The sequence below is a fragment of the Pseudomonas fluorescens genome, from assembly GCF_902497745.1.
Taxonomy (GTDB): domain Bacteria; phylum Pseudomonadota; class Gammaproteobacteria; order Pseudomonadales; family Pseudomonadaceae; genus Aquipseudomonas; species Aquipseudomonas fluorescens_BM.
The window spans coordinates 158149-175951 of sequence record NZ_CABVHJ010000005.1 but is presented as its reverse complement, the minus strand read 5'-3'; the positions used below and the strand labels follow the sequence as shown (position 1 = coordinate 175951).

Genomic DNA, 17803 nt, shown 5'->3' with positions numbered 1-17803 from the left:
CAGGCGGCGATCTTATCAGCGACCGGCCTGAAATGCCTTCAGTCCCTTCAACGCCTGCGCACGTACAGCGTTGCGCACCAACGGCGTCCAGCCCAGCAGCAGGCCTTTGAAACCCAGCGCCTGACGTGACCAGCGCCACAGATCGAAGTGGTCGTGGTGCTCGCAGATCTTGCCGTCACGAAACACGAAACGGGCCTGGATATCGTTGATGACGATGTTGCCGGTCTGGCTGAACAGGTAGGTCGCGACCCAATGCGCGCCGCCGCTGCGCTCATCGGCGCGGACGTTGTCGAAGGTCAGCGAGAAATCCTTGGCCCGAGTGGTGAGCATGCGCCACATGTCGCCGGCATCGCGCCCACGCAGTTCGCCGAAGGCCGGGTCGCTGAACACTACATCGTCGGTGTAGCACGCGGCCATGGCTTCGGCATCGAGGCGCTGGAAGGCCTGGTAGAAGCGGGTGATCAACGCGGCGTGGGCTTCACTCATGGGCAAACTCCAAAATAGGTACAGAGTGCCAGCACCATAATCTGCAATGCGTAGAAACACTATCGGCATTCGCACACCGAATACCACGCAAGATATTAAAGGCGCCCCAAAAACTGTGGGAGCGAGCTTGCTCGCGAAGAGGCCGGCACATGCAACACGATCTGTGCCTGAACCACCGCCTTCGCGAGCAAGCTCGCTCCCACATTGGATATCACTGCCCCCAAAAAAGGGTTAAGTGTCAGATCTTCTCGCTTTGCACTTGCACGTACAACGCACGCCCGGCACCGAGGCCAGCAATGATCGCGCCGGTGCCAATGATGCCGAAGATCCATCCCACGGCATTCCAGCCACCGGTCCAGTCATGCACCACGCCGACCGCGAACGGCCCCATCGACGCCAGCGTGTAACCGAAGCCCTGAGACATGCTCGACAGGTTCGCCGCAACGTGCGAGTCCCGCGAGCGCAGCACAATCAGCGTCAACGCCAGACTGAACGTACCGCCCTGCCCCAGACCCAGCAGAATCGCCCAGCCCCACAGCCCTTCGATCGGTGCATACAGGCAACCGAACAGACCGCCGAGGGTCAGCGCCATCACCACCACAATCGCCAGACGCTGATCCTTGCCACGCGTCGCCAGCCAAGGCGCGGCCAACGAACTGGCAAGCTGGATGATCACCGAACCGGACAACACCAGTCCGGCCTGGGTTGGCGTCAGTCCACGACCAATCAGGATCGACGGCAACCAGCCGAACACGATGTACGCCAGCGACGATTGCAGGCCCATGTACAAGGTCACCTACCAGGCCAGCGGATCACGCAGCAGACCGCGCACACGATAAGCGACGTTGTGCGCGCCATGTTTTTGCCCGACTTGCGGCAGCCAGAACACCGCTGCAACCAGCGCCGGAATCACCCAGAAACCCAGGCCCATCGCCCAGCTGTGACCGAAGTGTTCACTCAGCGGCACGCTGGAACCGGCCGCCATCGCTGCGCCCAGACACAGCGCCATGGTGTACACGCCGGTCATGGTGCCGGCGTGTTTGGCGAAGTCGCGCTTGACGATCCCCGGCAGCAGAACACCGATGATGCCGATGCTCGCGCCGCCCAATACGCTGCCGGCGAACAGGCCGATCTCACCGAAGTTACTGCGCAAAATGATCCCGCCGGCCAGTGTCAGCAGAATACCCAACACCACCCGTTCAGCGCCAAAACGCCGCGCCAGAATCGGCGCCAGCGGGGCGAACAACCCCAGGCAGAGCACCGGCAACGTAGTCAGCAAACCGGCCTGAGCTGCCGATAATCCAAGGCTTTTGGAAACGTCGCTGAGCAGCGGCGCCATGCTCGACAGCGCCGGACGCAGGTTCAGCGCCACCAGAATCAGACCCAGCAGCAACAGCCACGGCCGACGCACCAGCGGATGGCTTTGCTGCACTTGTTCGTCATCGGCCTCGGCGTCGATCAGCAGTTCTTCAAGTTCTGCCGTGCGCTTGGGGGTTGTGGATATCTCGTTGCGGGACATGGATTTCTCGGTTTCAAGGTTCATTGATCAATTGCCTCGACAAAGCTTTGGCCCGTTCCGGGTCGCGTTGCTCGACCGCATCGAGCAACTCGATGTGCAGGTCGAACACTTCCTGACGGCGCGGGACGATGTTCAGGGTCTGGCGCAGTTGCGCGCCGACGATGCTGGAGAAATAGCGATACAACTCGCTGAGGGTCGGGTTGTGCGCGGCGTCGACCAAGCGACGGTGGAACACCAGATCGCAAGCGATGTAGGTGTCGAGATCGCCGTGGTAGTGACTGCCGCTGGTGCCAAGAGCTTCGCGCAATGCGACGAGGTCTTCGTCAGTGCGGCGCAATGCTGCCAACCCGATCGCTTCGACTTCGAGGATATGGCGGGTTTCCCGCGCCTGATCGAGCGAGCAGCGCGACAAGGCTTTCAGCGTGTCGAGCGGATCGACCACCGCGCGCAAGTAACTGCCATCGCCCTGGCGAATCTCGATCAATCCGGAAAACGCCAGCACGCGCATGGCTTCGCGCACGGTGTTGCGACTGATGCCCAACTCGGCACAGAGCTCGGGTTCGGTCGGCAACCGCTCGCCAACCTGCCAGGCACCACTGTTGATGCGCTGACGGAGTTGATCCAAGGCCTGGTCGACCAGGGATCGTTTGATGAGTGGAGAAATGTCTGACATAGGATTCGCCCTTTCATCCAATCATAGGATGAATTTTCTGACATGTTAGTCAGACCCGTGTAGGACGGCAACCACCTAGGGTCAATTGGAGACACATGGAGCGGCATTTTCGATTGGTGAAAATTACCCTTTAAGGGTAATTTCAGGGACAGGGTTTTGGTTTCTTATGGAAAAGAACACACCCCATTATGAGCTGGCGGTGATCAAGGCTGAGGTGAGGCGGTTAGGTCAAAAAGCTTTCACCAAAGCTTCGGTCAAATCAGCGGAGAAGCTCGGCTTCAACCTCAGCGAAATGCTAGAGATCGTTTTCGAGCTACAAACCAGGATGTTGTACAAATCGATGACTACTTATGACGATCATCGAATCTGGCAAGACGTGTATCACATCAATTCACGAGATCAGGAGATTTACATCAAGGTGACCTACCGCCCCGGCGGCAGCCCACCGGTAATCTCCTTCAAGGAGAAAAACCCATGAAAACCCAGCAATGTGTCAGCTGCGGTGCACGTGAGGGAATGAGGCATTTCCAGGGTCGCGGAGAAACCCTGAGTGTCAAAGGCATGGAGCGCCGAGTAGACGATTTATCTGGTTGGGAGTGCCAGAAGTGCGGTGAAGTGGAATGGGATTTCGACACCGATAGTGCTGAGCGTTATTGTGATGCCGGTGACGAGCTGGTTCTCGCTGGCAGACAAATGATCGGCGCCGAGATGAAACGTATTCGACGCAAATTGCACCTGACGCAGAAAGAGACGGTGCAACTGCTCTCTGGTGGCGGGCATAACGCATTCTCTCGCTACGAACGCGGCGAGTTACTTCCACCCAAAGCATTGGTGCTGCTGATGCGTCTATTGGATCGTCATCCCTACATGCTCGTCGATATCCAGACCTTGGCTGAAGGCGCAGACCTGCGAGGTTTCACGCACACCGTACACAAGGAACACGAAACCCTCACCGTTTCCTGACCCACAAAAAAACAAACCCGGCACAAGGCCGGGTTCGTTTTTACACACAAACCATCAATGCAAAATCTGACTCAAGAACAACTTCGTCCGCTCATTCTGCGGATTATCGAAGAAGTCATTCGGCGCCGCCTGCTCAACGATTTCACCCTTGTCCATGAAGATCACGCGGTTGGCCACGGTGCGGGCAAAACCCATTTCGTGAGTCACGCAAAGCATGGTCATGCCGTCTTCAGCCAGACCGATCATGGTGTCGAGTACTTCCTTCACCATCTCTGGATCGAGCGCTGAAGTCGGCTCATCGAACAGCATGATTTTCGGCTTCATGCACAGGGCGCGGGCGATTGCCACACGCTGCTGCTGACCACCGGACAGTTGTCCCGGAAACTTGTGCGCCTGCTCTGGAATGCGTACGCGTTCCAGGTAATGCATGGCGATTTCCTCGGCCTTGCGCTTGGGCATCTTGCGTACCCACATCGGCGCCAGGGTGCAGTTCTGCAGAATGGTCAGGTGCGGGAACAGGTTGAAGTGCTGGAACACCATGCCGACTTCGCGGCGGATCGCTTCGATCTGCTTGAGGTCGTTGGTCAGTTCCACGCCGTCGACGACGATGCGGCCCTGCTGGTGCTCTTCCAGTCGATTGAGGCAACGAATCGTCGTGGACTTGCCGGAACCCGACGGGCCGCACAGAACGATACGCTCGCCCTGTTTGACGTTGAGGTTGATGTCTTTGAGCACGTGGAACTGGCCGTACCACTTGTTGACGCCCTGCATCTGAATAATGCCTTCAGGACCTGCAGGCTTTTTGATTGCTTCACTCATTTACACAACTCCTAACGCTTGTGGCCAGTGTCGAGCTTGCGTTCCAGATGCATGGAATAGCGCGACATACCAAAACAGAAAATCCAGAACACCAGGGCGGCGAACACGTAGCCTTCGGTGGCCATGCCCAGCCATTTCGGATCGGCAGCGGCTTGCTTGACGCTGTTGAGCAGGTCAAACAGGCCGATGATGATCACCAGACTGGTGTCCTTGAACAGCGCAATGAAGGTGTTGACGATGCCGGGGATCACCAGCTTCAGGGCTTGCGGCAGGATCACCAGGCCCATCGAACGCCAGTAACCGAGGCCCATCGCTGCAGCCGCTTCGTACTGACCTTTGGGGATCGCTTGCAGACCGCCGCGCACCACCTCAGCCACGTACGCCGACTGGAACAGGATCACGCCGATCAGCGCCCGCAGCAGCTTGTCGAAGTTCATGCCTTCAGGCAGGAACAGCGGCAGCATCACCGAGGACATGAACAGCACGGTGATCAACGGCACGCCGCGCCAGAATTCGATGAAGGTCACGCAGACCACACGAATCGCCGGCATGTTCGAACGTCGACCCAGCGCCAGCACAATCCCCAGCGGCAACGCACCGGCGATACCGACAGTGGCGATCACCAGAGTCAGCATCAGGCCGCCCCACTGGCTGGTCGCCACGTTGGTCAAACCGAAACCACCGTGCAGCAGGATGAAGGCAATGATCGGGTACAGCACCAGGAAGCTCAGCCCGTAGATCGCTTTATGCGGTACACGGGAGATGAACAAAGGCGCCGCGCCGATGACTGCCAGCCACACGGTCAGGTCCACGCGCCAGCGCAGTTCCGTCGGGTAGTAGCCGTACATGAACTGGCCGAAACGCTGCTGAATGAACACCCAGCAGGCGCCTTCCTTGGTGCAATCGGCGCGCGTGGTGCCGACCCAGTTGGCATCGACAATCGCCCAACTGAGAATCGGTGGCACCACGAGGTAGATCAGGTAGAACGCAAACAGCGTCAGCAAGGTGTTGAGCCAGCTGGAGAACATGTTCGCGCGCATCCACGCCACCACGCCGATGCTGCTGTTCGGTGGGGGCATGTCGGGTTTGAAAGTATGAGTACTCATGCGCTTTTCCTTACCGCTCGATCAGCGCAATGCGCTTGTTGTACCAGTTCATCAGCAGGGAAATGCTGATACTGATCGCCAGGTACACGCTCATGGTGATGGCAATCACCTCGATCGCCTGACCGGTCTGGTTGAGCACGGTGCCGGCGAACAAAGAAACCATTTCCGGGTAACCGATACCGGCCGCCAGCGAAGAGTTTTTCGCCAGGTTGAGGTATTGGCTGGTCAGCGGCGGAATGATCACGCGCAGGGCCTGCGGAATGATCACCTTGCGCAGGGTCGGACCGTTGCGCAGGCCGAGCGAACGCGCCGCTTCGGTCTGGCCATGGCTAACCGACTTGATCCCGGAACGCACGATCTCGGCGATGAACGCCGCGGTGTACACGGTCAGGGCCAGGGTCAAGGCGAGCAGTTCCGGGATCAGCACCCAACCGCCAACAAAGTTGAAGCCTTTGAGCTCGGGCATTTCCCAGTGCAGCGGAGCGCCGAAGATCAGTGCGCACAAGGTCGGGATCACCAGCAGAATCGCCAGGCCTACCCAGAACTTGTGGAACGGCACGCCGGTTTCTTCAAAGCGCTTGTTGGCCCAGCGCGTCATCAGCACGATGCCGACGATGGCCACCACGATGCTGATCACGAACGCCCAGAAACCGTCAGCAGCCAATGCAGCCGGCATGTTCAGGCCACGGCTGCTGACGAAGAAAGTGTCGCCGAAGTTGTGGCTGTTGCGCGGTCCCGGCATGGTCAGGAATACCGCGAAGTACCAGAAAAGAATCTGCAGCAGCGGCGGAATGTTGCGGAACACTTCCACATACACGGTCGCCAGTTTGCTGATGATCCAGTTCTGCGACAGCCGCGCTACACCGATGATGAAACCGAGGATCGTCGCCAGAATCACGCCAATCACAGTCACCAACAGGGTGTTGAGCAGACCGATGACAAACACGCGGGCATAGCTGTCCGCTTCCGTGTAGTCGATCAGGTGTTGAGCGATGCCGAACCCGGCACTGCGCTCCAGAAAGCCGAAACCGGAGGTAATGCCCCGGTGCTGAAGGTTGGTTTGCGTGTTGTCGAACAGGTACCAACCCAGCGAGACCACCGCCACAACGGTGATGATCTGGAATAGCCACGCACGCACTCGTGGATCGCTGAGGCTGAGCCTCTGCTTTGGTGCGCCGATTGAATTTTGCATGAAGTGCCCCGGAAAAAATGGAACAAGAACATCACCCGGCGGTTGGCCCGCCGGGCGATAGAACCATTAGCGCACTGGTGGTGCGTACTGAATGCCGCCGTTGTTCCACAGGGCGTTCAAGCCGCGGTCGATTTCCAGCGGTGTGCTCTTGCCGAGGTTTTTCTCGAAGATTTCACCGTAGTTGCCGACTTGTTTAACGATCTGCACCACCCAGTCTTTCGGCAGTTTCAGGTCTTTGCCGTACTCGCCGTCAGCGCCGAGCATACGGGCGACGTCCGGGTTCTTGGTCGACTTGGCTTCAGCTTCGACGTTCTTCGAAGTGATGCCGGCTTCTTCGGTGTTGAGCAGCGCGTAGCCAACCCAACGCACGATGGCCAGCCACTCGTCGTCGCCGTTACGCACGACCGGGCCCAGCGGTTCTTTGGAAATGGTTTCCGGCAGAACCACGTAGTCCTTCGGCGATGCCAGCTTGGAGCGCTGGGCGAACAGCTGGGACTTGTCCGAGGTCAGAACGTCGCAACGACCGGATTCCAGCGACTTGGCGCTTTCATCGGAGGTGTCGAAAGTGATCGGGGTGTATTTCAGACCGTTGCCACGGAAGTAGTCGGAAACGTTCAGCTCGGTGGTGGTACCGGCCTGGATGCAGATGGTTGCACCGTCCAGCTCTTTGGCACTTTTCACGCCCAGCTTGTTGTTCACCAGGAAGCCGATGCCGTCGTAGTAAGTAATGAAGCCCGGGAATTTCAGGCCCATGCCCGCGTCACGGGAGCTGGTCATGGTGGTGTTGCGCGACAGAATGTCGATCTCGCCCGATTGCAGCGCGGTGAAGCGCTCTTTGGCGTTCAACTGACTGAATTTGACTTTGGTCGCATCGCCGAAGACGGCAGCGGCCACAGCGCGGCAGACGTCAGCGTCGATCCCGAGGATCTTGCCGGTCGCGTCCGGTACCGAGAAGCCCGGCAGGCCGTCGCTCACGCCACACTGCACGAAACCTTTCTTTTGCACTGCATCCAGGGTTGCACCCGCCTGAGCGAACCCGCTGACACCGAGAACTGTTGCTGCAGTCACGATCGCCAGAGTGGATTTCAACATCTTCATTCAAACCTCCAGTTTTGCTCTTGTTGTGTCGGAGCTTGAGTCCAGTCGCACCCTTTTGAGGCATTGTTGACCCGTGTTGGCTTTTTTTGGGGTCAACCGACGTCAGGACCTTCGCTATGAGTCTTTCAGGAGAAAATCCACATCATGGACAACTCACTTCTCACCAATCGGCCGAACGGGCTGTAGCCCTTTCACGTTCGCTGCGCCCGTTGCGGCCATTGGCGAACATCCATCACCGGATTCTTTGCAATCCCGTCGCGGGTCGTACACTGATAGTGTTACCGCCCACGCAAGATCGGTTGCACGGTTCAAGCCATAGCAAAGCCCGTACCACACCGCTCACCGAATCGATTCGGCGACAGGTCAATAGCAAAACTTGTAACCTTGCGACATCTTCTTAACGGATCCACCGGACGCGCACTCGAATCACGCACTCAATGAGAGCGCCCGCACATTTTTGGAGCAGACATGACCGAGCCCTTGATTCTTCAGCCTGTTAAGCCCGCAGATGCCTGCGTGATCTGGCTGCACGGCCTCGGCGCCGATCGCTACGACTTCTTGCCGGTGGCCGAAGCGTTGCAGGAAAGCCTGCTGAGCACACGCTTCGTGCTGCCGCAGGCACCGACCCGTCCAGTGACGATAAATGGCGGATATGCCATGCCGAGCTGGTACGACATTAAAGCCATGAGCCCGGCCCGCGCGATCGATCGTGATGAGCTGGAAGCATCGGCGGATCGCATCATCGAATTGATCGAAAACGAGCGCACCAGCGGAATAGACGCCTCGCGGATTTTCCTCGCCGGGTTTTCCCAGGGCGGTGCAGTGGTGTTGCACAGCGCATTTGTCAAATGGCAGGGGCCACTGGGCGGCGTGCTGGCGCTATCGACGTATGCGCCAACCTTCACTGACGAGATGGAGCTTTGCGCCAGCCAGCAGCGAATTCCCGCACTGTGCCTGCACGGCCAGTTCGATGGCGTGGTGCAGAACTCGATGGGCCGCAGCGCCTACGAGCATTTGAAGAAGCATGGTGTCACCGTGACATGGCAGGAATACCCAATGGAGCACGAAGTGTTACCCGAAGAAATTCGCGACATCGGTGTCTGGTTGAGCGAGCGCCTGCGCTAAGCGTCGAGATTAAAATCGCCCTTTGATCCCTCCCCCTACGCCGCGCCCGTTTCTTGCATTACACTGGCCGGCGTACATTCCTTAACCAATTGATGAGATGACCGTGCTCAAAGCACTCAAGAAGATGTTCGGTAAAAGCGAGGCTGAGCAGCTCGCGCCAGTTCCCAGTGCGCCGTCGCACGCCCCCGGTCATCGCAACGATGCGCCACAGGCCGACCGCCCTGCTCCCGTAGCGGCACCGAAGCAAGCACCGCAACCGGCACCGGCCGCGCCCATCGCCGCCGAACCTGCCCGCAGCGAAGCGCCGAAACCGGTTAAGCCACGCCGCGAACCGAAGCCCAAGGCGCCGGTTATTCCGTGGAAACTCGAAGACTTCGTCGTCGAGCCACAGGAAGGCAAAACCCGCTTCCACGATTTCAATCTGTCTCCAGAACTGATGCACGCCATTCAGGATCTGGGCTTCCCGTATTGCACGCCGATCCAGGCGCAGGTGCTGGGCTTCACCCTCGCCGGCAAAGACGCCATTGGCCGCGCGCAGACCGGCACCGGTAAAACCGCCGCGTTCCTGATCTCGATCATCACTCAGTTGCTGCAAACGCCACCGCCGAAAGAACGCTACATGGGTGAACCCCGTGCGCTGATCATCGCGCCGACCCGTGAGCTGGTGGTGCAAATCGCCAAGGACGCTGCCGACCTGACCAAGTACACCGGCCTCAACGTCATGACGTTTGTTGGCGGTATGGATTTCGACAAGCAGCTCAAGCACCTCGAAGCGCGCCATTGCGACATCCTCGTTGCCACACCGGGCCGTCTGCTCGACTTCAACCAGCGTGGCGATGTGCACCTGGACATGGTCGAAGTGATGGTGCTGGACGAAGCCGACCGCATGCTCGACATGGGCTTCATCCCGCAAGTACGGCAGATCATTCGCCAGACGCCGCCGAAGTCCGAGCGCCAGACCCTGCTGTTCTCCGCGACCTTCACCGAAGACGTGATGAACCTCGCCAAGCAGTGGACCACCGATCCGTCCATCGTCGAAATCGAAGTCACCAACGTCGCCAGCGAAAACGTCGAGCAACACATCTATGCGGTGGCCGGTGCCGACAAGTACAAATTGCTCTACAACCTGGTCAATGATAATGGCTGGGAGCGGGTGATGGTCTTCGCCAACCGCAAAGACGAAGTCCGTCGCATCGAAGAGCGTCTGGTGCGCGACGGTGTGAATGCTGCGCAGTTGTCCGGCGATGTGCCGCAACACAAACGCATCAAGACCCTGGAAGGTTTCCGCGAAGGCAAGATTCGCGTGCTGGTCGCCACCGACGTGGCCGGTCGCGGCATCCACATCGACGGCATCAGCCACGTGATCAACTTCACCCTGCCGGAAGTCCCGGACGACTACGTGCACCGCATCGGCCGGACCGGTCGTGCCGGCGCCGATGGCGTGTCAATCAGCTTCGCCGGTGAGGACGACTCCTACCAGTTGCCGTCCATCGAAGAGAAACTCGGTCGCAAGATCAGCTGTGAAACGCCGCCGACGCATCTGTTGCGTGCGGTTGAGCGCAAGCGTCCGCAGTAAGCGACGTTTAAAAGAAAAGCGCAGCCGGCAACGGACTGCGCTTTTTTTTCGCCCGGATTTTCATCAGGTGCTTGCCCGATAAAACTAAAAGTCCATAATGGACAAATTAGTTTATTCAGACTGCGGAGCCTGACATGTCCACTACGCCCTACGTGATCGACCAACATCAGGCCCGCGAGCTGCTGGCGCGCATCGATGTGCCGCAGATCCTGCGCGAGCTGTTTCGCGACCTTGCAGCGGGTAATGCCGTGCAACCGGCGCAACAAATGGTGGAATTTCCTCAAGGTGCCGGCGACTTCATCAACTATTTGGGTGTGCTGGCTGAGGACGGCGTGTACGGCGTGAAGACTTCGCCGTACATCGTTCGCGAGCAAGGTGCGCTGGTAACGGCGTGGACACTGCTGATGTCGATGAAAACCGGTCAGCCGCTGCTGCTCTGCGATGCCGGTGAACTGACCACCGCGCGCACCGCTGCGACCACCGCCGTGGCGGTCGACGCCCTCGCGCCGCTGAATGCCACGCGACTGGCGATCATCGGCAGCGGCAAGGTTGCCCAGGCGCATCTGCACTATGTGAAATCACTGCGTGACTGGCAGAGCATCAGCCTGTATTCGCCAAGTTTGTCCGCCGACGTGCAAACTCAATCACTGTTGAAAGCCATGACGCCCAATCTGAAGATCGCTGACAGCCGTGAAGCGGCCATCGCCGAGGCCGATGTGATCATGCTGTGCACCTCGTCAGCCGGGCCGGTGATCGATCCGGCCGCGTTGAGCAAACCGGCGCTGATCACCTCGATCAGCACCAACGCCCCACGTGCCCACGAAGTGCCGCCGCAGAGCCTCAACGACATGCAGGTGTTCTGTGACTATCGTCTGACCACGCCGCGCTCGGCGGGTGAGATGTTGATTGCCAGTGAACAATATGGCTGGAGCAAGGATTCGATTGTTGGCGACCTGGCGGATCTGCTCAGCGAAAAAGTCCAGCGCCCCGCTTACGATCGTCACGTGTTCTTCCGTTCAATCGGCTTGGGCCTGGAAGACATCGCCCTCGCCAATGCGATTTACCACTTAACCCACTAACGCCAAAAATCCCATTGTGGGAGCGAGCCTGCTCGCGAATGCGGTCTGACATTCACCGAAGATGTCGACTGATACACCGCTTTCGCGAGCAGGCTCGCTCCCACAGGGGACTAGCGAACGCCTTGATATTGCGTACTCACCGGAGACCTTCATGAGCCAGGCAGACTTCATCATCATCGGCGGCGGGATTGCCGGCGCTTCCACTGGTTTCTGGCTGTCGCCCCACGCCAAAGTCATCGTGCTCGAGCGCGAATCCCATCCGGCCTATCACTCCACCGGCCGCTCCGCTGCGCTGTTCACCGCCGCCTACGGCACGCCGCAAGTGCGCGCACTGACCCAGGCCAGCCGAGCGTTCTTCGACAACCCGCCAAGTGGTTTCTGTGAACATCCATTGCTGACCCCGCGCGGCGAAATGACCGTGGACTTCACCGGTGACGCTGCCGAACTGAACAACCAATACCTCAGCGCCAAAGCCACCGTGCCGGAGATGCAATTGCTCAGCGCCGACGAAGCCTGTGCGCGCCTGCCGATCCTGCGTCGGGAAAAAGTCCACGGCGCGATCTACGACCCGAGCGCCAGCGACATCGACACCGATGCCCTGCATCAGGGCTACCTGCGCTGCATCCGTCGCAATAACGGTGAAGTGCACACCGATTGCGAAGTGCTCAGCCTGAGCCGCGACGCCGACGGCCTCTGGCACGTGCAAACCAACGACCAGACCTTCAGCGCACCGGTGATCATCAACGCCGCCGGCGCCTGGGCTGATAAAATCGGCGCACTGGCGGGTGCCAAGCCGTTGGGCCTGCAACCGAAACGCCGCGCCGCATTCATCTTCGCCGGCCCCGAAGGCGTCGATATTCATCACTGGCCGATGCTGGTCAGCCTCGACGAATCCTTCTATATGAAGCCTGATGCCGGCATGTTTCTCGGCTCGCCGGCCAACGCCGACCCGGTCGAACCCCATGACGTGCAGCCGGAAGAACTGGACATCGCCATGGGCATCTATCAGATCGAAGAAGCCACGACGCTGACTATCCGCCGCCCGACCCGCACCTGGGCCGGTCTGCGCAGTTTCGTCGGCGACGGTGATCTGCTCAGCGGTTTCGATCCGCAGGTGCCGGGGTTGTTCTGGGTCGCCGCGCAAGGTGGCTACGGCATTCAGACTTCGCCGGCGATGGGCCAGGCTAGCGCGGCGTTGGTGCGTGGCGAGCCACTGCCCGAGCACTTACACAACTTCGGCCTGAGCAGCGCCATGCTCTCGCCCGCACGCCTCGCCTGATCGTCCATCCGGATGACGCGCCCAACGGATTGCGGCACACTCGCAGCGCCTCCTGATCACGGAGGCGTTGACGCTGCCTGGAGCTCCACTGTCATGACCGCCCCTGAATTCGACCCGGCGCTGGATAACTACCGTGCCATCGCCGATGCCATCGCCACACTGTTCTTTCCCCACGCCGAAGTGGTGCTGCACGACCTGCGCACGCAGAAGGTCGACTACATTGCCAACAACCTGTCCAAGCGTGAAATCGGTGACGATTCGTCATTGGAAGACATGCTCAGCGAGGATGTCGCCGAGCGGAACATCGGCCCGTACGAAAAGCTCAATTGGGACGGCCAGAAGATTCGCAGCCTGAGCAGCGTCCTGCGCGACGGCGAAGGTCTGCCACTGGCAGTGCTGTGCATCAATCTGAATATTTCGCTGTTCGAAAATGCCAAGGCAGCGCTGGACCTGTTCCTCTCACCGAGCAAACTGATCCCGCAACCGGATTCACTGTTTCGCGATGACTGGCAGGAACGCATCAACACCTTCCTCCACGCCTGGCTGCGCGAACGGCAACTGAGCCTGAATCTGCTGACCCGCGATCACAAACGTGAACTGGTGCTGGCGCTGCACGCCGAAGGCGCGTTCAAGGGCAAGAGTGCGTCGAACTATGTGGCCAATGTGCTGAACATGGGGCGGGCGACGGTGTACAAACATTTGAAGGAAATGAAGGGCTAGAGATCTTCATCGATAGTTCCGGCCTCTTCGCGAGCAAGCTCGCTCCCACAATGGATTTCTGAACACCACAGATCCAATGTGGGAGCGAGCTTGCTCGCGAATGCGATTGATCAGTCGCCGTAAATGTCGGACTTGAAATACTTCTCGGAAATCTTCTGGTACTCGCCACTCGCGCGAATGCCATCAATGGCGCCATTCAACTGGCTGACCAGTTCAGCATTGCCCTTGCGCACTGCAATCCCCGCACCCTCGCCCACGTACTTCGGATCCTTCAACTCAGGCCCGACAAACGCATAGCCCTTGCCACGCGGCATCGACAAAAAGTCATTCAACGGAATGGTGTCGGCAAAAATCGCATCCAGCCGCCCTGCCGCCAGGTCCATGTAGATCTCTTCGTTGTTGCTGTAGCGCTTGACGTTGATGCCCTTCGGCTCGAACACCTCGGTGGCGTAACGATCGGTCGTGGTCGCACGCTGCACGCCGACGTTCTTGCCCTTCAGGCTGGCGTATTGATCGTCAACGCTGGCGCCTTCCTTCATCACCAGCCGCGACGAGGTGAAATAGTATTTGTGGGTGAAATCCACCGACTTCTTGCGGTCTTCGTTAATGGTCATCGATGACAGCGCCATGTCGATCTTCTTCACTTTCAGCGAAGGAATCAGACCGTCGAACTCACCTTCGACCCACACACACTTGACCTTCATCTGCGCGCACAGGGCGTTGCCGATGTCGTAGTCGAAACCGACTATTTCACCTTTGTCGGTTTTTGAGGCGAAGGGTGGGTAAGCGGCTTCGATACCGATGCGCAGGGTTTGCTCAGCGGCGAACACGCTGGCGCAGGACAACAGGCTGAAGGCCAGACCGGTGATGAGGGGGAGTTTCTTCATGTTCGTTCTCTCGCGGGTTGTTGTTGGTTTGGCAAGATGAAGAAGAGCGGCTGGAAGCGGGTAGCTACGAGCGGCAAGATTGAAGCTTTTTGTACTTGGAAATCCATATTGGACTTATACGTACAAGCCGTCAATCGGGCCAGAGAGGCAAGATTGTGGTGACACAGATGACGCCTTCGCGAGCAGGCTCGCTCCCACAGGGGATCTGTAGCGAACACAATATCTGCGTTCATGAAGATCCAATGTGGGAGCGAGCCTGCTCGCGAAGGCTTACTGAAGGGCGCTAGAGGACTTACTTTTTCCAGCGATCGGCGGCAGCATGATCACTGTCCCGCCCCTCAACCCATCGCGGCCCGTCGCTGGTGTTCTCTTTCTTCCAGAACGGTGCACGGGTTTTCAGGTAGTCCATGACGAAGGCGCAGGCATCGAAGGCAGCCTGGCGATGGGCGCTGGCGGCGCCGACAAACACGATCGGTTCGCCCGGTTCCAGTGCGCCGATGCGGTGCAGCACTTCCAGTTTCAGCAACGGCCAGCGCTGTTCGGCTTCGATGGCGATTTTGCCGAGGGCCTTTTCGGTCATGCCCGGATAGTGTTCGAGGAACATCCCCGCCACATCCAGCCCGTCGTTGAAGTCGCGCACGTAGCCGACAAAACTCACCACTGCGCCGACGCCGACGTTGGCTGCGTGCATCGCGTTGACTTCAGCGCCCGGATCGAACGGCGTGGCCTGCACGCGAATCGCCATGGCTCAGCCTCCGGTCACGGTAGGAAAAAATGCCACTTCATCGCCATCGACCACCGGCTCGTCAAGTTGGCAGAGGTCTTCGTTGCGCGCGCACATCAGGTTCTGCTCGCTTAGCACCTCGGCGCCATCACGTTGCGCGAGCAATGCACGCACGTCGTCGACGGTAGCGAAATCGCCTGCAACCTTCAGCGAATCCACGCCCAGCGCTTCACGGTAACGGGCAAAAAACTTCACGGTCAGGTTCATGGCTGCTCCGCCTGAAAGTGCCCGCTCTTGCCGCCCACTTTCTCCAGCAGGCGCACGCTTTCGATGGTCATGCCACGATCCACGGCTTTGCACATGTCGTAGATGGTCAGGGCGGCGACGCTGGCGGCAGTCAACGCTTCCATCTCGACGCCGGTCTGCCCGGACAGTTTGCAACGGGCGACGATGCGCACGGTGTCGTCGCCATCCGCGCTGAGCTCGACTTTTACGCCAGTGAGCATCAGCGGATGGCACAGGGGAATCAGATCGCTGGTTTTCTTCGCCGCCTGAATGCCGGCAATGCGCGCCACAGCAAACACGTCGCCCTTGGGATGGCCGCCGCTGACGATCATCTGCAGCGTTTCGGGGAGCATGCGCACCAGCGCTTGGGCCGTCGCTTCACGGAACGTCACGGCTTTTTCGGTGACGTCGACCATGTTGGCGCGACCTTGGGAATCGAGATGAGTCAGCACGGGATTACTCCTGATCAGGAGCGTGGATTGTAAACCTGCGGGTCAAATTTCCGCACGCACGAATATGGTGTTCTTCGTGTAGGAGCTGCCGAAGGCTGCGATCTTTTGACTTTGATTTTTAAAAACAAGATCAAAAGATCGCAGCCTTCGGCAGCTCCTACATTGGGATTTGTGCAGGGGCATAAAAAACCGGGCGGCTTTTGAGCCGCCCGGTTTTGCGTGAAGGGTTACAAATGCGATTCGGCGTATTCAGCCAGAATCGAGCGAGGCACCCCTTGCAGGGTGATGTGCACACCGTTAGGGAAATCCTTGAAGCGTTCGGTCAGGTAAGTCAGCCCGGAGCTGGTCGCGGACAGGTAAGGGGTGTCGATCTGTGCGAGGTTGCCCAGGCACACCACTTTCGAACCGGCGCCGGCACGGGTGATGATGGTTTTCATCTGGTGCGGCGTGAGGTTCTGGCATTCGTCGATCAGGATCAGGCTCTGCTGGAAGCTGCGACCACGAATGTAGTTGAGCGATTTGAACTGCAACGGCACTTTGCTGAGGATGTAGTCGACGCTGCCATGGGTGTTTTCGTCATCCATGTGCAAGGCTTCGAGGTTGTCGGTGATGGCGCCCAGCCAAGGCTCCATTTTTTCCGCTTCGGTGCCGGGCAGGAAACCGATCTCCTGATCCAGGCCCTGCACGCTACGGGTGGCGATGATGCGGCGATAACGCTTGCTGACCATGGTCTGCTCGATCGCAGCGGCCAGTGCCAGAATGGTTTTACCGGAACCGGCGGCACCCGACAGATTGACCAGATGAATGTCCGGATCGAGCAGCGCGTACAGCGCCAGGCTTTGATAAATGTCGCGTGGCTTGAGACCCCAGGCCTCTTGATGCAGCAGCGGTTCCTGATGCAGGTCGAGGATCAGCAGCTTGGCCTCGTCAATCTCCTTGATCCAGCCGACAAAGCCCTGTTCATCAATGATGAACTCGTTGATATGCACCGCCGGCAGGTTGTCGATCAGTTGCACTTGATGCCAGGTGCGGCCGTGATCCTGACGGGTATCGACCTTGCTCACGCGGTCCCAGAAGGAGCCGGTCATGTTGTGGTAGCCGTTGGGCAGCAGGGACACGTCGTCGACCAGTTGGTCGGTGCTGTAATCCTCGGCATCGATGCCACAGGCGCGCGCCTTGAGGCGCATGTTGATGTCTTTGGTGACCAGCACCACAGGCTTTTTCGGGTCGCGAGTGTGCAGGTCGATCAGTTGGTTGATGATTTTGTTGTCGTTCAGATGCTCGGGCAGAATCAGGTTCGATTCGGCCTGTTTGCTCATCAGAATCGACAGCAAGCCCTTCGGCCCGCCCTTGCCACGCTGGATCGGCACACCCAGTTCGACATCTTCCGGGGACGCATCGCCCAGGGTCTTGTCGATCAGCCGGATGGCCTGACGGCATTCAGCGGCCACGCTGTGATGCCCGCTCTTGAGCTTGTCGAGCTCTTCAAGCACGGTCATCGGGATCGCGACGTGGTGTTCTTCGAAATTCAGCAGGGCGTTTGGATCGTGAATCAATACGTTGGTATCGAGTACATACAGGATTGGCTGGTTGGAGGAAGGGCTACGTCCGTGATCATCCATACTCGGTCACCTTTGTCAGAGCCAGTAGACGCAATACCTGGGCGGTGCTGCGCCTCGAAGTGACTGCCGAATCTCACCTGCGGAGATTCAAGTGACTGCAAACAAACGGGTCTTGGAAGACGCCACCTGTGTTGCAGGTTTCGGCGGTCTGTCTTCGTAATACTCCAAAACCGATGACATAAAAAAGTACTTTGACGG

The 17803-nt window shown here is 58.8% G+C and carries 18 protein-coding genes and 1 pseudogene; 7 read left to right on the top strand and 12 right to left on the bottom strand.

Annotated features, from left to right (window positions below; translation table 11 throughout):
* Positions 1-15 precede the first annotated feature (15 nt).
* From F8N44_RS09805 to F8N44_RS09795, 3 genes and pseudogenes are all read right to left on the bottom strand, one after another.
* Positions 16-486 carry a nuclear transport factor 2 family protein gene (locus F8N44_RS09805; RefSeq protein WP_077571232.1) on the bottom strand — a complete coding sequence of 157 codons (471 nt, stop codon included), beginning with the start codon at positions 484-486 and terminating at the stop codon, positions 16-18.
* Positions 487-724: 238 nt separating this feature from the next.
* Positions 725-2029, bottom strand: a pseudogene (locus F8N44_RS09800) (CynX/NimT family MFS transporter).
* Positions 2019-2678 carry a FadR/GntR family transcriptional regulator gene (locus F8N44_RS09795; RefSeq protein WP_150650168.1) on the bottom strand — a complete coding sequence of 220 codons (660 nt, stop codon included), beginning with the start codon at positions 2676-2678 and terminating at the stop codon, positions 2019-2021. The pseudogene F8N44_RS09800 and the gene F8N44_RS09795 overlap by 11 nt, the downstream one beginning before the upstream one ends.
* 166 nt (positions 2679-2844) lie before the next feature.
* Here F8N44_RS09795 and F8N44_RS09790 point away from each other — a divergent pair, with 166 nt between their 5' ends.
* Both F8N44_RS09790 and F8N44_RS09785 read left to right on the top strand, forming a co-directional pair.
* Complete coding sequence (locus tag F8N44_RS09790; RefSeq protein WP_077571229.1) at positions 2845-3156, top strand: type II toxin-antitoxin system MqsR family toxin; 312 nt, start codon at positions 2845-2847, stop codon at positions 3154-3156.
* A complete protein-coding gene (locus F8N44_RS09785; RefSeq protein WP_034154577.1) occupies positions 3153-3641 on the top strand; it encodes a type II toxin-antitoxin system MqsA family antitoxin in 489 nt (162 codons plus the stop codon). The genes F8N44_RS09790 and F8N44_RS09785 overlap by 4 nt, the downstream gene beginning before the upstream one ends.
* Positions 3642-3695: 54 nt before the next feature.
* Here the strand turns inward: F8N44_RS09785 and F8N44_RS09780 are convergent, their stop codons facing one another.
* From F8N44_RS09780 to F8N44_RS09765, 4 genes are all read right to left on the bottom strand, one after another.
* Positions 3696-4460: an amino acid ABC transporter ATP-binding protein gene (locus F8N44_RS09780; RefSeq protein ID WP_038357653.1), complete on the bottom strand. Its 765-nt coding sequence runs from the start codon at positions 4458-4460 to the stop codon at positions 3696-3698.
* Between the two features lie 11 nt (positions 4461-4471).
* Positions 4472-5566: an amino acid ABC transporter permease gene (locus F8N44_RS09775; protein ID WP_150650167.1), complete on the bottom strand. Its 1095-nt coding sequence runs from the start codon at positions 5564-5566 to the stop codon at positions 4472-4474.
* A 10-nt stretch (positions 5567-5576) separates the two neighbouring features.
* Positions 5577-6758, bottom strand: coding sequence for an amino acid ABC transporter permease (locus tag F8N44_RS09770; protein WP_150650166.1), 1182 nt, complete (start codon positions 6756-6758; stop codon positions 5577-5579).
* Positions 6759-6824: 66 nt separating this feature from the next.
* Positions 6825-7856 carry an amino acid ABC transporter substrate-binding protein gene (locus tag F8N44_RS09765; RefSeq protein ID WP_007914328.1) on the bottom strand — a complete coding sequence of 344 codons (1032 nt, stop codon included), beginning with the start codon at positions 7854-7856 and terminating at the stop codon, positions 6825-6827.
* 468 nt (positions 7857-8324) lie between these two features.
* Between F8N44_RS09765 and F8N44_RS09760 the strand changes: the two genes are divergently transcribed.
* From F8N44_RS09760 to F8N44_RS09740, 5 genes are all read left to right on the top strand, one after another.
* Positions 8325-8981, top strand: a complete 657-nt coding sequence (locus F8N44_RS09760) for an alpha/beta hydrolase (RefSeq protein ID WP_150650165.1) — start codon at positions 8325-8327, stop codon at positions 8979-8981.
* Positions 8982-9078: 97 nt separating this feature from the next.
* Positions 9079-10557, top strand: a complete 1479-nt coding sequence (gene rhlB, locus F8N44_RS09755) for an ATP-dependent RNA helicase RhlB (protein WP_150650164.1) — start codon at positions 9079-9081, stop codon at positions 10555-10557.
* 134 nt (positions 10558-10691) lie between these two features.
* The gene (locus tag F8N44_RS09750) at positions 10692-11636 is read left to right on the top strand and encodes an ornithine cyclodeaminase family protein (protein WP_150650163.1); all 945 of its coding nucleotides are present in this window, start codon (positions 10692-10694) and stop codon (positions 11634-11636) included.
* 151 nt (positions 11637-11787) lie between these two features.
* On the top strand, positions 11788-12915 hold the full coding sequence (locus F8N44_RS09745; RefSeq protein WP_150650162.1) for an NAD(P)/FAD-dependent oxidoreductase: 1128 nt from the start codon (positions 11788-11790) through the stop codon (positions 12913-12915).
* Between the two features lie 93 nt (positions 12916-13008).
* Positions 13009-13635 (top strand): transcriptional regulator, encoded by a 627-nt coding sequence (locus F8N44_RS09740; protein ID WP_150650161.1) that lies wholly within the window; start codon positions 13009-13011, stop codon positions 13633-13635.
* Between the two features lie 110 nt (positions 13636-13745).
* On the opposite strand, the gene F8N44_RS09735 is transcribed toward F8N44_RS09740, so the two are convergent.
* From F8N44_RS09735 to F8N44_RS09710, 5 genes are all read right to left on the bottom strand, one after another.
* A complete protein-coding gene (locus F8N44_RS09735) occupies positions 13746-14522 on the bottom strand; it encodes an ABC transporter substrate-binding protein (protein WP_150650160.1) in 777 nt (258 codons plus the stop codon).
* A gap of 292 nt (positions 14523-14814) precedes the next feature.
* The gene (moaE, locus tag F8N44_RS09730) at positions 14815-15267 is read right to left on the bottom strand and encodes a molybdopterin synthase catalytic subunit MoaE (protein ID WP_038357637.1); all 453 of its coding nucleotides are present in this window, start codon (positions 15265-15267) and stop codon (positions 14815-14817) included.
* Between the two features lie 3 nt (positions 15268-15270).
* The gene (locus tag F8N44_RS09725; RefSeq protein ID WP_150650159.1) at positions 15271-15513 is read right to left on the bottom strand and encodes a MoaD/ThiS family protein; all 243 of its coding nucleotides are present in this window, start codon (positions 15511-15513) and stop codon (positions 15271-15273) included.
* Positions 15510-15983, bottom strand: a complete 474-nt coding sequence (moaC, locus tag F8N44_RS09720) for a cyclic pyranopterin monophosphate synthase MoaC (RefSeq protein WP_093437022.1) — start codon at positions 15981-15983, stop codon at positions 15510-15512. The genes F8N44_RS09725 and moaC overlap by 4 nt, the downstream gene beginning before the upstream one ends.
* A 227-nt stretch (positions 15984-16210) precedes the next feature.
* Positions 16211-17605, bottom strand: coding sequence for a PhoH family protein (locus tag F8N44_RS09710; protein ID WP_007914309.1), 1395 nt, complete (start codon positions 17603-17605; stop codon positions 16211-16213).
* Between the last annotated feature and the right edge of the window lie 198 nt (positions 17606-17803).

Coding starts and splice junctions, on each gene's coding strand:
- F8N44_RS09745 (WP_150650162.1), top strand. CDS start 11,788: ATGAGCCAGGCAGACTTCATCATCATCGGCGGCGGGATTGCCGGCGCT.
- F8N44_RS09725 (WP_150650159.1), bottom strand. CDS start 15,513: ATGAACCTGACCGTGAAGTTTTTTGCCCGTTACCGTGAAGCGCTGGGC.
- F8N44_RS09795 (WP_150650168.1), bottom strand. CDS start 2,678: ATGTCAGACATTTCTCCACTCATCAAACGATCCCTGGTCGACCAGGCC.
- F8N44_RS09785 (WP_034154577.1), top strand. CDS start 3,153: ATGAAAACCCAGCAATGTGTCAGCTGCGGTGCACGTGAGGGAATGAGG.
- moaE (WP_038357637.1), bottom strand. CDS start 15,267: ATGGCGATTCGCGTGCAGGCCACGCCGTTCGATCCGGGCGCTGAAGTC.
- F8N44_RS09775 (WP_150650167.1), bottom strand. CDS start 5,566: ATGAGTACTCATACTTTCAAACCCGACATGCCCCCACCGAACAGCAGC.
- F8N44_RS09790 (WP_077571229.1), top strand. CDS start 2,845: ATGGAAAAGAACACACCCCATTATGAGCTGGCGGTGATCAAGGCTGAG.
- F8N44_RS09710 (WP_007914309.1), bottom strand. CDS start 17,605: ATGGATGATCACGGACGTAGCCCTTCCTCCAACCAGCCAATCCTGTAT.
- F8N44_RS09770 (WP_150650166.1), bottom strand. CDS start 6,758: ATGCAAAATTCAATCGGCGCACCAAAGCAGAGGCTCAGCCTCAGCGAT.
- F8N44_RS09805 (WP_077571232.1), bottom strand. CDS start 486: ATGAGTGAAGCCCACGCCGCGTTGATCACCCGCTTCTACCAGGCCTTC.
- F8N44_RS09765 (WP_007914328.1), bottom strand. CDS start 7,856: ATGAAGATGTTGAAATCCACTCTGGCGATCGTGACTGCAGCAACAGTT.
- F8N44_RS09735 (WP_150650160.1), bottom strand. CDS start 14,522: ATGAAGAAACTCCCCCTCATCACCGGTCTGGCCTTCAGCCTGTTGTCC.
- F8N44_RS09780 (WP_038357653.1), bottom strand. CDS start 4,460: ATGAGTGAAGCAATCAAAAAGCCTGCAGGTCCTGAAGGCATTATTCAG.
- F8N44_RS09740 (WP_150650161.1), top strand. CDS start 13,009: ATGACCGCCCCTGAATTCGACCCGGCGCTGGATAACTACCGTGCCATC.
- rhlB (WP_150650164.1), top strand. CDS start 9,079: ATGACCGTGCTCAAAGCACTCAAGAAGATGTTCGGTAAAAGCGAGGCT.
- F8N44_RS09750 (WP_150650163.1), top strand. CDS start 10,692: ATGTCCACTACGCCCTACGTGATCGACCAACATCAGGCCCGCGAGCTG.
- F8N44_RS09760 (WP_150650165.1), top strand. CDS start 8,325: ATGACCGAGCCCTTGATTCTTCAGCCTGTTAAGCCCGCAGATGCCTGC.